Below are 12457 nucleotides of genomic sequence, written 5' to 3' on the forward strand. Positions count from 1 at the left end.
TCAGCCCTCCGTCGTGGTCTCGGCCGCGGTCGTCTCGGCCGCGGCGGTCGCCTCGGGCCCGGCGGCCTGGGCGACGGTCTGCTCGGGCGCGACCTCGCCGGAGGTCACCGCCAGGGTGCTGTCGGCGGTGTCCGGGCCGGTCGGGGTCCCGGTCGACTCGGCCGCGGCGCGGCCGGCCTCGGTGCCGCCGGCGGTCGTGCCGCTGGAGCCCGACCGGCGGGGGCGCTGCGGCCGCTCACGGCGCTGCTGCCGGGCGGCGAGGGCCTCGAGGGCCTCCCGCTCGGCGCGGGAGCCGCTGACGTCGCCCTTGTAGATCCACACCTTCACGCCGATCCGGCCGAAGGTGGTGCGGGCCTCGTAGAGGCCGTAGTCGATGTTGGCCCGGAGGGTGTGCAGGGGCACGCGTCCCTCGCGGTAGAACTCCGACCGGCTCATCTCGGTGCCGCCCAGGCGCCCCGAGCACTGCACCCGGATGCCCTTGACCTGCGGGCTGCGCTGGGCGGACTGCATCGCCTTGCGCATGGCACGCCGGAAGCTGACGCGGCTGGACAGCTGCTCGGCCACGGCCTGCGCGACCAGCTGGGCGTCGGCCTCGGGGTTCTTCACCTCGAGGATGTTGAGCTGCACCTGCTTGCCGGTCAGCTTCTCCAGCTCGCCGCGGATGCGGTCGGCCTCCGCGCCGCGGCGGCCGATGACGATGCCCGGCCGGGCGGTGTGGATGTCGACGCGGACCCGGTCACGGGTGCGCTCGATCTCCACCTTGGAGATGCCGGCGCGCTCCATGCCCTTGGACATGAGCTTGCGGATGGCCACGTCTTCCTTGACGTAGTCCTTGTACAGCTTGTCGGCGTACCACCGGGACTTGTAGTCGGTGGTGATGCCCAGGCGGAACCCGTGCGGGTTGACCTTCTGACCCACTAGCGGGTCCCTCCCCTCGTGTTGGAGCGCTGCTGCGTGCCCTGCTGCTGCGCCGCGGGGCCGGACTGGCCGGTACGGCGACGGGCGGTGCGGGACTTGCCGGCGAGGTCGGCGCTGGCGCTGACCTCGGTCACCTCGACGGTGATGTGACTGGTCCGCTTGTTGATGCGGTAGGCGCGACCCTGGGCGCGCGGACGGATCCGCTTGAGCGTCGGGCCCTCGTCGACGTACGCGGCGCTGACGACGAGCGCGGCCGGGTCCAGCCGCAGGTTGTGCTCGGCGTTGGCGACGGCGCTGGCGACGACCTTGGCCACCGGCTCGCTGGCCGCCTGCGGGGCGAACCGCAGCAGGGCCAGGGCCTCGTCGGTGGGCAGGTAGCGGATGAGGTCCACCACCCGGCGTGCCTTCATGGGGGCCACGCGGACGAACCGGGCGGTGGCCCGGGCGACCTGCGTGTCCTCTCCCAGCTGGGAAGTCATCTCGTGTCTCTCTCTCCCGGGACCGTGCTCAGCCCCGCCGGGACCGGCGGTCGTCCTTGACGTGGCCCCGGAAGGTCCGGGTGGGGGCGAACTCGCCCAGCTTGTGCCCGACCATCGCCTCGGTCACGAAGACCGGGACGTGCTTGCGCCCGTCGTGCACGGCGATGGTGTGGCCGAGCATGTCGGGGATGATCGTCGAGCGCCGGGACCAGGTCCGGATGACGGTCTTGGTACCCCTGTCCTTCTGCGCGTCCACCTTGGCGAGCAGGTGGTCGTCGACGAACGGGCCCTTCTTCAGGCTGCGTGGCATGTCTGTCGGACTCCTCTACCCGCTCAGCGCTTCTTGTTGGTGCGGCGACGGCGCACGATCAGGGCGTCGCTGGCCTTGCGCTTGCGCGTGCGGCCCTCCGGCTTGCCCTTCGGGTTGACCGGGTGGCGGCCACCGGAGGTCTTGCCCTCACCACCACCGTGCGGGTGGTCGACGGGGTTCATGGCGACACCGCGGACGGTCGGGCGCTTGCCCTTCCAGCGCATGCGGCCGGCCTTGCCCCAGTTGATGTTGGACTGCTCGGCGTTGCCCACCTCGCCGACCGTGGCGCGGCAGCGGACGTCGACGTTGCGGATCTCGCCCGAGGGCATGCGCAGCTGCGCGAATCGGCCCTCACGGGCGACCAGCTGGACGCTGGTGCCCGCCGACCGGGCGATCTTCGCCCCGCCACCGGGACGCAGCTCGATGGCGTGGACCACCGTGCCGACCGGGATGTTGCGCAGTGGCAGGTTGTTGCCCGGCTTGATGTCGGCTGCGGGGCCGCACTCCACCGTGTCGCCCTGCTTGAGCCGCGCCGGCGCGAGGATGTAGCGCTTCTCCCCGTCGGCGAAGTGCAGCAGCGCGATGCGCGAGGTGCGGTTCGGGTCGTACTCGATGTGCGCGACCTTCGCCGGCACGCCGTCCTTGTCCGCCCGGCGGAAGTCGATCAGGCGGTAGGCGCGCTTGTGGCCACCGCCCTGGTGGCGGGCGGTGACCTTCCCGTGCACGTTGCGTCCGCCGCGACCGTGCAGCGGCCGGACCAGCGACTTCTCGGGATGGTCGCGGGTGACCTCGGCGAAGTCGGCGACGCTGGAGCCGCGGCGGCCCGGCGTCGTCGGCTTGTACTTGCGGATGGCCATGGGTCTGGAGTCCCTGTCTGTTCTCTCTGGTCCGGATCAGTGGTTGCGGGTGCGGGTCGGCGTGGGCCGGCTCAGGCGCCCGGACCGCCGAAGATCTCGATGCGGTCGCCGGGGGCCAGCGAGACGATGGCGCGCTTGGTGTCCTTGCGCTTGCCCATCCGGGTCCCGCGGCTGCGCTTGCGCTTGCCCTGGCGGTTGGCGGTGTTCACCGACAGGACCTTCACGTTGAAGACCTGCTCGACGGCGATCTTGATCTGCGTCTTGTTCGCCTCGGGCAGGACCACGAACGTGTACTGGTTGTCGTCCAGCAGCCCGTAGCTCTTCTCCGAGATGACCGGGGACAGCAGGACGTCCCGGGGGTCGCGGACGCTCACTTGCTCTCCTCCGTGGGGTGGGCGGCCTCGGTCGGGGCGAGGTCGAGGTCGGTGGTGCCCTCGGCCGGCTGGATCGACGGGATCGCACCCGGGATGTCCGGCGTCGTCAGGTCGGGCTTGGCCAGCGAGACCGCGCCACCGTGCGGGCCGGCGACGAACTCGGCGAGGGCGGTCTCGGTGAAGACCACCTCGTCGCTGAGCAGCACGTCGTAGGTGTTGAGCTGGCCGGCCTCGAGCAGGTGCACCCGCGGCTCGTTGCGCAGGCTCACCCAGTTGAGGACGTCGTCGCGGTCGAGGACCACGAGCACCCGCTTGGCCGAGGTGAGCGCGTCGAGGGTGGCCAGGGCCGCCTTGGTCTTCGGGGCGTCGCCCTCGACGAAGGTGGTGACCACGTGCACGCGGCCCTCGCGGGCCCGGTCGGAGAGGGCACCGCGCAGGGCGGCGGCCTTCATCTTCTTGGGCGTGCGCTGGGAGTAGTCGCGCGGCTGGGGGCCGTGCACCGTGCCACCGCCGGTGAACTGCGGCGCGCGGATCGAACCCTGCCGGGCGCGGCCGGTGCCCTTCTGGCGGTAGGGCTTGACGCCACCACCGCTGACGGCGCCGCGCGTCTTCGTCGCGTGCGTGCCCTGGCGGGCGGCGGCCAGCTGGGCCACGACCACCTGGTGCATGAGCGAGACGTTGGCCGACGTGTCGAACAGGGCGCCGGGCAGCGTCACGCTGCCGGCCGTCTCCCCCGCCGGCGTGCGGACGTCGACCTGGCGGTCGGTGCGCGCGGCCTCGCTGACGGGCGACTGGGTCGTGGTCGACTGGGTCACTGGTTCTCACTCCCCACGGGGCCGCCCTTGACGGCCGAACGGACGAGCACGAGGCCGCCCTTGGGGCCCGGGATGGCGCCCTTGATCAGCAGCAGCCCGCGCTCGGTGTCCACCTTGTGGACGTTGAGCGAGAGGGTCGTGGTCTTGACCGCGCCCATGCGGCCGGCCATCCGCAGGCCCTTGAACACGCGGCCGGGCGTGGACGCGCCACCGATGGAGCCGGGTGAGCGGTGCTTGCGCTGGGTGCCGTGCGCGGCGCCGAGGCCCTTGAACCCGTGCCGCTTCATGACACCGGCGGTGCCCTTGCCCTTGCTGGTGCCGATGACGTCGACCTTCGCGATGCCGTCGAACACCTCAGCGGTCAGCTCCTGGCCGACCGTGTAGTTCGCGGCATCCTCGGTGCGCAGCTCCACGAGGTGGCGCCGCGGCGTCACGCCGGCCTTCGCGAAGTGGCCGCCCTCGGGCTTGTTCACCTTGCGGGGGTCGATCTCGCCGAAGCCGAGCTGGAGGGCCGAGTAGCCGTCCACCTCGGGGGTGCGCACCTGCGTCACCACGCACGGACCCGCCTTGACGACGGTCACCGGCACAATGCGGTTGTTCTCGTCGAATACCTGGGTCATCCCCAGCTTCTCGCCGAGGAGCCCGCGGAACGTACTCGCCATGACTGGTCTCGGTCCCTTACTGGATGTTCACGTCGACCGAGGCCGGCAGGTCGATGCGCATGAGCGCGTCGACCGTCTTCGGCGTCGGGTCGAGGATGTCGATGAGGCGCTTGTGCGTGCGCATCTCGAAGTGCTCGCGCGAGTCCTTGTACTTGTGCGGCGAGCGGATGACGCAGTACACGTTCTTCTCCGTCGGCAGCGGCACCGGGCCGACGACGCGCGCACCGGTCTTGGTCACCGTGTCGACGATGCGCCGCGCCGAGGCGTCGATCGCCTCGTGGTCGTAGGCCTTCAGCCGGATGCGGATCTTCTGTCCCGCCATCGCTGTCTTCTGCTCCTGCCGATCGGTGTTCGTTCGTAGCTGGGGAACGCCGGGTGGTCGCGACCGTCATCCGGTCAGCCCCAGCGGTTCGGGTGGCACTGCCCACACGGGACGCTGCCACCCGGGGACGGGCGGCGGTGCAGGGGTGCACCGCCGCCCGTCAGGGGTGTTACTTGATGATCTTGGTGACGCGACCGGCGCCGACGGTGCGGCCACCCTCACGGATGGCGAACCGCAGGCCCTCCTCCATGGCGATCGGCTGGATCAGCTCGACCGTCATCTCGGTGTTGTCGCCCGGCATGACCATCTCGGTGCCGGCCGGCAGGGTCACGACGCCCGTGACGTCCGTGGTCCGGAAGTAGAACTGCGGACGGTAGTTGTTGAAGAAGGGCGTGTGACGACCACCCTCGTCCTTCGAGAGGATGTATACCGACCCCTCGAAGTTCGTGTGGGGGGTGATCGAGCCCGGCTTCACGACGACCTGGCCGCGCTCGACGTCCTCGCGCTTGATGCCGCGCAGCAGCAGGCCCACGTTGTCACCGGCCTGGCCCTGGTCGAGCAGCTTGCGGAACATCTCGACGCCGGTGACGGTGGTCGAGGTCGAGTTCGGGCGGATGCCGACGATCTCGACGGTCTCCGACACCTTGACGATGCCGCGCTCCACGCGACCGGTCACCACGGTGCCGCGGCCGGTGATGGTGAAGACGTCCTCGACGGGCATGAGGAACGGCTTGTCGATCTCGCGCTGCGGCTCCGGGATCGCCGTGTCGACGGCGGTCATGAGCTCCATGAGCTTGTCGCCCCACTCGGCGTCGCCCTCGAGGGCCTTGAGCGCCGAGACGCGGACCACGGGGACGTCGTCGCCCGGGAACTCGTACTCGCTGAGCAGCTCGCGGACCTCCAGCTCGACGAGCTCGAGGATCTCCTCGTCGTCGACCATGTCGGCCTTGTTCAGCGCCACGACGATGTAGGGGACGCCGACCTGGCGGGCCAGGAGGACGTGCTCCTTGGTCTGCGGCATCGGGCCGTCGGTCGCGGCGACCACCAGGATGGCGCCGTCCATCTGCGCCGCACCGGTGATCATGTTCTTGATGTAGTCGGCGTGCCCGGGGCAGTCGACGTGCGCGTAGTGACGGTTCTCCGTCTGGTACTCGACGTGGGCGATCGAGATCGTGATGCCGCGGGCCTTCTCCTCGGGCGCCTTGTCGATCTGGTCGAAGGCCGACGCCTCGTTGAGGTCGGGGTACTTGTCGTGCAGCACCTTGGTGATCGCCGCGGTCAGCGTGGTCTTGCCGTGGTCGATGTGCCCGATGGTGCCGATGTTGACGTGCGGCTTGGTCCGCTCGAACTTGGCCTTGGCCACTGGGTTCCTCTCCTCGTGGTGTCGCAGTCGTGCGCGAACTCTGGGGTGGGCTTGCTGGGGAGCCGGGCGGGGACGCACCCCGCCCGGCGGGTCACTCGCCGGTGGCCTTGGCGATGATCTCCTTGGCCACGTTCTGCGGGACCTCGGCGTACGAGTCGAACACCATGGTGTAGCTCGCCCGCCCCTGGGTGCGGCTGCGCAGGTCGCCCACGTAGCCGAACATCTCCGAGAGCGGGACCAGGGCCCGGACGACGCGGGCGCCGGAGCGCTCCTCCATCGCCTGGATCATCCCGCGCCGGGAGTTCAGGTCGCCGATCACGTCACCCATGTAGTCCTCGGGCGTGACGACCTCGACGGCCATCATCGGCTCGAGCAGGGCCGGGCTGGCCTTGCGGGCGGCCTCCTTGAAGACCATCGAGCCGGCGATCTTGAAGGCCATCTCCGAGGAGTCGACCTCGTGGTACTGGCCGTCGACGAGGGTCGCCTTGACGCCCACCATCGGGTAGCCGGCGAGGATGCCGTACTGCATGGCGTCCTGCATGCCCTGGTCGACCGAGGGGATGTACTCCTTCGGGATGCGACCACCGGTGACGGCGTTGACGAACTCGTAGGTCGGGCCGTCGGCGGCGACCTCCAGCGGCTCGATGCTGACCTGCACCTTGGCGAACTGGCCGGACCCACCCGTCTGCTTCTTGTGGGTGTAGTCGACCTTCTCGACCAGCTTGCGGATGGTCTCGCGGTAGGCGACCTGCGGCTTGCCGACGTTGGCCTCGACCTTGAACTCGCGCCGCATGCGGTCGACGAGGATCTCCAGGTGCAGCTCGCCCATGCCGGAGATGACCGTCTGGCCGGTCTCCTCGTCGAGCTTGACCTGGAAGGTCGGGTCCTCCTCGGCGAGCTTCTGGATCGCCGTGCCCAGCTTCTCCTGGTCGCCCTTGGTCTTGGGCTCGATGGCGACGGAGATGACCGGGGCCGGGAAGGTCATCGACTCGAGGATCACCGGGTTCTGCGGGTCGCAGAGGGTGTCACCCGTGGTCGTCTGCTTCAGGCCGACGACGGCGACGATCTGACCGGCACCCACGCCCTGGCGCTCCTCGCGCTTGTTGGCGTGCATCTGGTAGATCTTGCCGATCCGCTCCTTGCGGTCCTTGGTGCTGTTGAGCACCGGGGACCCGGAGGACAGCCGGCCGGAGTAGACCCGGACGTAGGTCAGCTTGCCGAGGTGCTGGTCGGTCTGGATCTTGAAGGCGAGCGCGGAGAACGGCTCGTCCTCGTCGGCGTGCCGCAGGACCTCGGTCTCGCCGTCCATGGCGGTGCCGACGATCGCCTCGACGTCCAGCGGGCTGGGCAGGTAGTCGGTCACGGCGTCGAGCAGGGGCTGCACGCCCTTGTTCTTGAACGCCGTCCCGGTGAGCACCGGGTTGATCTGCGCGGCGATGGTGGCCTTGCGGATGGCGGCCTTCAGCGTCTCGACGGAGATCTCCTCGCCAGCGAGGTAGGCCTCCATGAGCGCGTCGTCGGTCTCGGCGATGGTCTCGAGCAGCTTCTCGCGGTACTCCGCGGCCTGGTCGGCGAGCTCGGCGGGGATCTCCTCGACGGCGTAGTCCTCACCCATCGCGGTCTCACCGCGCCAGGTGAGCGCCCGCATCTGCACCAGGTCGACGACGCCGACGAAGTCGGCCTCGGCACCGATCGGCAGCTGCAGCACCGCCGGGTTGGCAGCCAGCCGCTCAACCATCATGTCGACGCAGCGGAAGAAGTCCGCGCCGGTGCGGTCGAGCTTGTTGACGAAGCACATGCGCGGGACGCCGTACTTCTCCGCCTGCCGCCAGACCTGCTCGGTCTGCGGCTCGACACCGGCGACACCGTCGTAGACGGCCACGGCACCGTCGAGCACGCGCAGGGACCGCTCCACCTCGACGGTGAAGTCGACGTGCCCCGGGGTGTCGATGATGTTGATGTCGTAGCCGTTCCAGGAGCACTTCGTCGCGGCGGACGTGATGGTGATGCCGCGCTCCTGCTCCTGCTCCATCCAGTCCATCGTGGCCGCGCCGTCGTGGACCTCACCGATCTTGTAGTTGATGCCGGTGTAGAAGAGGATGCGCTCGGTCGTCGTGGTCTTGCCGGCGTCGATGTGCGCCATGATCCCGATGTTGCGGGTCTTGGCGAGCTGGGCCTCGTTGCTGGCCATTCCTCACTCCTCTGTGCTCAGGGTCCGCGTGCGGACGTCCGGGGGTGGCCCGGACTCCTCCGCCGGCCGCGGGTGCTGGCTCAGGCCAGCGTGGTGCGACTACCAGCGGTAGTGCGCGAAGGCCTTGTTCGACTCGGCCATCTTGTGGGTGTCCTCGCGGCGCTTGACCGCGGCACCGAGGCCGTTGCTGGCGTCGAGCAGTTCGTTCATGAGGCGCTCGGTCATGGTCTTCTCCCGGCGGGCGCGGCTGTACTGGATCAGCCAGCGCAGGCCGAGGGTGGTGCTCCGGGAGGCGCGGACCTCCACCGGGACCTGGTAGGTCGCTCCACCGACGCGGCGGCTGCGGACCTCGAGGGCCGGCTTGACGTTGTCCAGCGCGCGCTTGAGCGTGACCACCGGGTCGGTGTCGGTCTTGGCGCGGGCGCCCTCGAGGGCGCCGTAGACGATCGCCTCGGCGACCGAGCGCTTGCCGTCGACGAGCACCTTGTTGACCAGCTGGGTCACCAGCGGCGACTGGTAGACGGGGTCGGCGACCAGCGGACGGCGCGGTGCGGGGCCCTTGCGCGGCATGTCAGCTCTTCTCCTTCTTCGCGCCGTAGCGGCTGCGGGCCTGCTTGCGGTTGCGGACGCCCTGGGTGTCCAGCGAGCCACGGATGATCTTGTAGCGCACGCCGGGGAGGTCCTTCACGCGGCCGCCGCGCACGAGCACCATGGAGTGCTCCTGCAGGTTGTGGCCGACGCCCGGGATGTAGGCGGTCACCTCGATGCCACTGGTGAGGCGGACGCGAGCGACCTTGCGCAGCGCCGAGTTCGGCTTCTTCGGCGTCGTCGTGTACACGCGGGTGCACACGCCGCGGCGCTGAGGGGAGCCCTTCAGTGCCGGGGTCTTGGTCTTCTCGACCTTGTCCTCGCGGCCCTTGCGGACCAGCTGGTTGATCGTGGGCATGGGTGGCCTGGATCTCCTACCTGCGCTGCGGTGGTGCTGTGGACGGTGCTGCTGTCGTGTCGCCGGTGCCGGTCCTGCCGGGGTCGGCCGCTGCCGGCCGCCACCCACCCTCCGGTCCCCGGGGTCGGGCGTGTCGCCCTTCCCGGAACCGGCCGGTGAGTCGAACCGGATCGGTCGCCCCCCGCGACTCGGCGCCGCCACCTCCGGCGACCGTCCTCGGGACGGTCCGGCCGGTGGGGACCCGCGGCCTGGAGGACGGACCTCCGGACACTCAGGCACACCGCGAACGGGAGCAGGCCCAGGGCACCCTGGGCACGGCTCACCACGATACCCGCGTGCTCGGAGCCGGTCAAAGCCGGGTCCCGGGCCTCGGGGCGGGCAGGACGACCTGCCTCGCGAGGCGACACCCGGGGCAACGACGCGAGGCCCCGGGGCATTCCGGGCGCCGGCGGTCGGACGCGGCGGCGGGTGGCGAGGACTGTACCGCGGCACGGCCCGGATGCCAGGGCTCCGACACCGTCCCGTGACGCCCGACCCGGGCCGTGGGCCTCACGTGTCGTCCCGACGGGTGGTCCGCGCGCGGATTGTCAGCACCTCCCCCTACCGTCGGTCGCAGTAGAGATACACACCGCAACGGAGGTCACCGTGCAGATCGACTCGGCGCGCGAGCTCAAGGCGCGTCTGTCCGCCCGGCTGGCGGAGGGCTTCTCCCCGGTCCGGGCCAGCGACCTGGGTGGCCGGCTGTGGACCCGCCCCGCGCTCGGCCTGGCCCCGGTCGCCCCCGGCCGGTTCCGCCTCGCCATCCGGGTGGCCGCGGCCGCCGACGCCCGGCTGCTCCTCGGCGACCTCGACGACGTGGTGCGCGCGGAGGTCGACGTCCGGGTGACCGGACCGATCGTGCCCCAGTCCTCCCCCGCCCCCGAGGCGCTGCAGCGGCGCACCCGCCCGCTGTTCCCCGGCCTGTCCGTGGCGCACCCGGCGGTCAGCGCGGGCACCCTGGGCGGCTTCGTCCGGCTCGGCGGCCGGCTGGCCGTCCTCTCCAACAACCACGTGCTGGCGGCCGGCGACGCGGCCGAGGTCGGCGACGCGGTCCTGCAGCCGGGGCCGGCCGACGGCGGGACCGTCGCCGACCGGGTGGCCACCCTGACCGCGTTCCAGCGCCTGTCCGGCGGCCCGAACCGCGTCGACGCCGCGGTCGCCGTGCTCGACGAGGGTGTCGACGCCCAGCCCGGCCGGGTCCCCGGCGGCCCGCTGGCCGCCACCGTGCCCGACGGGGTGGAGGTCGAACCCGACGAGGAGGTCGAGAAGATCGGCAGGACCACCGGGCACACCCGGGGCCGGATCACCGCGGTCGAGGTCGACGGCGTCGCCGTGCAGTACGACGACGGTGTGCACGTGTTCGACGACCAGATCGAGATCGAGGGCCTGTCGGGCCCCTTCTCCAGCGGTGGGGACAGCGGCTCGGTCATCTGGCGGTCCAGCGACCGCGCGCCGCTGGCGCTGCTGTTCGCCGGCAGCACCGAGGGCGGGGGCAACGGCGCCGGGCTCACCTTCGCCAACCCGCTGTCGACCGTGCTGGCCACGCTCGGGGTGGAGTGGGTCGCCTCCTGAGTGGGACTCCTGGGACGGGACGCGTCACCCCCTGAGGTGAAGGGGTCACCTCCTGGGCCGGGGGTATGTCGCTCCAGGCGGGGACGGGGCACCATGGGGAGGTGACCGAGCCCGCACGGCCGTCCGGGGACCCCCCACCTCCGGGCGACAGGCCTCCGGGCGTCAGCGAGGAGATCTCGTGACCGACCGTGCCGCCGCCCGTGCCGCTAAGAAGACCCTCACCGACCGGTTGTCCGCCCAGTCGGGCGTGGTCGGCATCGGCCTGGCCCGACGGGACACCGGCTACGTCGTCAAGGTCGACGTGGCCGACGTGGACGCGGCCGGCCGGGTCCCCGGTGACGTGGACGGCGTGCGGGTGGTCACCGAGGTCGTGGGGGCCATCCGCCCCCTGCGCAGCCGCACGGCCTGACCCGGGGCACCCGATACGGTCCCGGTGGCGCCGACGTGGGCGCCGCCGACCAGAGGAGTGCAGGTGCGCATCGGCATCCAGGCCAGTTACGCGGGGGGTTTCCAGGAGACGGCGGCCGAGATCGTCGACCTGGAGGCCGCAGGGCTCGACCTGGCCATGTGCGCAGAGGTCTACACCTTCGACGCCGTGAGCCAGCTCGGCTACCTGGCCGCCGTCACCCGACGGGTCGAGCTGATGAGCGCCATCCTGCCGATCTACAGCCGGACCCCCGCGCTGACGGCGATGACCGCGGCCGGGCTGGACTTCGTGTCCGGTGGCCGGTTCACCCTGGGCCTGGGCGCCTCGGGTCCGCAGGTCATCGAGGGCTGGCACGGCGTCCCCTACGACGCCCCCCTGCAGCGCACCCGCGAGGTGGTCGAGATCTGCCGGCAGGTCTGGCGGCGCGAGCGGCTCGTGCACGAGGGACCCAAGTACACGGTGCCTCTGCCGGCCGACCAGGGCACCGGCCTGGGCAAGCCGCTCAAGCTGATCAACACCCCGGTCCGTGAGCGGATCCCGGTCATGCTCGCCGCCCTGGGGCCGAAGAACGTCGAGCTCGCCGCCGAGATCGCCGAGGTGTGGGAGCCGATCTGGTTCATGCCGGAGAAGGCCGACGTCGTCTGGGGCGACTCGCTGCGCGCCGGGAAGGCCAAGCGCGACCCCGAGCTCGGTGACCTGCAGGTCATCTGCGGTGTCCCGGTGGCCATCGGGGATGACGTCGACCACCTGCACGAGCGGGTGCGCCCGCACCTGGCGCTCTACGTCGGCGGCATGGGCGCCAAGGGCAAGAACTTCTACAACGACCTCGCCCGGCGCTACGGGTTCGAGGAGGCGGCCGACACCGTGCAGGACCTGTACCTGTCCGGGAAGAAGGACGAGGCCGCCGCCGCGCTGCCCGAGGACTTCGTCCGCCGGGTCTCGCTCATCGGGCCCGAGGGCCACGTCGCCGAGCGCGTCGCCGCCTACGCCGAGGCGGGCATCACCACCCTGGCGCTGCAGCCGCTCGACGACAGCCGCGAGGGCCGACTGCGCACCGTGGAGACCATGCGTCGGCTGGCCGACCGCTAGCCGGCGGTCGCCCGCGTCCCGTCACGTGACGGGACGCGGGCGGAGGTGGGCCGGCCACCGGGTGCCGCCGTCCTCCCTCACCGCAGCGCGTCC

15 protein-coding genes are annotated in these 12457 nt (G+C 71.2%); 3 read left to right on the forward strand and 12 right to left on the reverse strand.

Annotated elements, in window-relative coordinates:
• From rpsC to rpsL, 12 genes are all read right to left on the reverse strand, one after another.
• Positions 1-918, reverse strand: a complete 918-nt coding sequence (gene rpsC, locus ACWIZO_RS03485) for a 30S ribosomal protein S3 (protein ID WP_448641143.1) — start codon at positions 916-918, stop codon at positions 1-3.
• A complete protein-coding gene (rplV, locus tag ACWIZO_RS03490) occupies positions 918-1397 on the reverse strand; it encodes a 50S ribosomal protein L22 (protein ID WP_448641144.1) in 480 nt (159 codons plus the stop codon). Before rplV ends, rpsC begins: the two co-directional genes overlap by 1 nt.
• 28 nt (positions 1398-1425) lie before the next feature.
• Positions 1426-1707: a 30S ribosomal protein S19 gene (rpsS, locus tag ACWIZO_RS03495; protein ID WP_448641145.1), complete on the reverse strand. Its 282-nt coding sequence runs from the start codon at positions 1705-1707 to the stop codon at positions 1426-1428.
• Positions 1708-1730: 23 nt separating this feature from the next.
• Entirely contained in the window at positions 1731-2564 is an 834-nt protein-coding gene (gene rplB / locus ACWIZO_RS03500; RefSeq protein WP_204691742.1) for a 50S ribosomal protein L2, read from the reverse strand.
• A 71-nt stretch (positions 2565-2635) separates the two neighbouring features.
• On the reverse strand, positions 2636-2938 hold the full coding sequence (gene rplW, locus ACWIZO_RS03505; RefSeq protein ID WP_446757384.1) for a 50S ribosomal protein L23: 303 nt from the start codon (positions 2936-2938) through the stop codon (positions 2636-2638).
• Positions 2935-3753 (reverse strand): 50S ribosomal protein L4, encoded by an 819-nt coding sequence (gene rplD / locus ACWIZO_RS03510; RefSeq protein ID WP_448641146.1) that lies wholly within the window; start codon positions 3751-3753, stop codon positions 2935-2937. Before rplD ends, rplW begins: the two co-directional genes overlap by 4 nt.
• Positions 3750-4415, reverse strand: coding sequence for a 50S ribosomal protein L3 (gene rplC / locus ACWIZO_RS03515; protein WP_448641147.1), 666 nt, complete (start codon positions 4413-4415; stop codon positions 3750-3752). Before rplC ends, rplD begins: the two co-directional genes overlap by 4 nt.
• Before the next feature lie 16 nt (positions 4416-4431).
• The gene (gene rpsJ, locus ACWIZO_RS03520; RefSeq protein ID WP_014742859.1) at positions 4432-4737 is read right to left on the reverse strand and encodes a 30S ribosomal protein S10; all 306 of its coding nucleotides are present in this window, start codon (positions 4735-4737) and stop codon (positions 4432-4434) included.
• 169 nt (positions 4738-4906) lie between these two features.
• Positions 4907-6100 carry an elongation factor Tu gene (gene tuf / locus ACWIZO_RS03525; RefSeq protein ID WP_446757387.1) on the reverse strand — a complete coding sequence of 398 codons (1194 nt, stop codon included), beginning with the start codon at positions 6098-6100 and terminating at the stop codon, positions 4907-4909.
• Between the two features lie 91 nt (positions 6101-6191).
• The gene (fusA, locus tag ACWIZO_RS03530) at positions 6192-8291 is read right to left on the reverse strand and encodes an elongation factor G (RefSeq protein WP_448641148.1); all 2100 of its coding nucleotides are present in this window, start codon (positions 8289-8291) and stop codon (positions 6192-6194) included.
• A 99-nt stretch (positions 8292-8390) separates the two neighbouring features.
• Positions 8391-8861, reverse strand: coding sequence for a 30S ribosomal protein S7 (rpsG, locus tag ACWIZO_RS03535; RefSeq protein ID WP_073421335.1), 471 nt, complete (start codon positions 8859-8861; stop codon positions 8391-8393).
• Between the two features lies 1 nt (position 8862).
• Positions 8863-9237: a 30S ribosomal protein S12 gene (gene rpsL / locus ACWIZO_RS03540; RefSeq protein WP_012950487.1), complete on the reverse strand. Its 375-nt coding sequence runs from the start codon at positions 9235-9237 to the stop codon at positions 8863-8865.
• Positions 9238-9882: 645 nt separating this feature from the next.
• Here rpsL and ACWIZO_RS03545 point away from each other — a divergent pair.
• The 3 genes from ACWIZO_RS03545 to ACWIZO_RS03555 all read left to right on the forward strand — a co-directional run bounded on the left by ACWIZO_RS03545 (position 9883) and on the right by ACWIZO_RS03555 (position 12364).
• Entirely contained in the window at positions 9883-10848 is a 966-nt protein-coding gene (locus ACWIZO_RS03545; protein ID WP_448641149.1) for a hypothetical protein, read from the forward strand.
• A 178-nt stretch (positions 10849-11026) separates the two neighbouring features.
• Positions 11027-11257 carry a hypothetical protein gene (locus tag ACWIZO_RS03550; protein WP_446757390.1) on the forward strand — a complete coding sequence of 77 codons (231 nt, stop codon included), beginning with the start codon at positions 11027-11029 and terminating at the stop codon, positions 11255-11257.
• A 63-nt stretch (positions 11258-11320) separates the two neighbouring features.
• On the forward strand, positions 11321-12364 hold the full coding sequence (locus ACWIZO_RS03555) for an LLM class F420-dependent oxidoreductase (RefSeq protein WP_448641150.1): 1044 nt from the start codon (positions 11321-11323) through the stop codon (positions 12362-12364).
• Positions 12365-12457: the final 93 nt, after the last annotated feature.

This window comes from Geodermatophilus sp. URMC 63, from assembly GCF_053502565.1.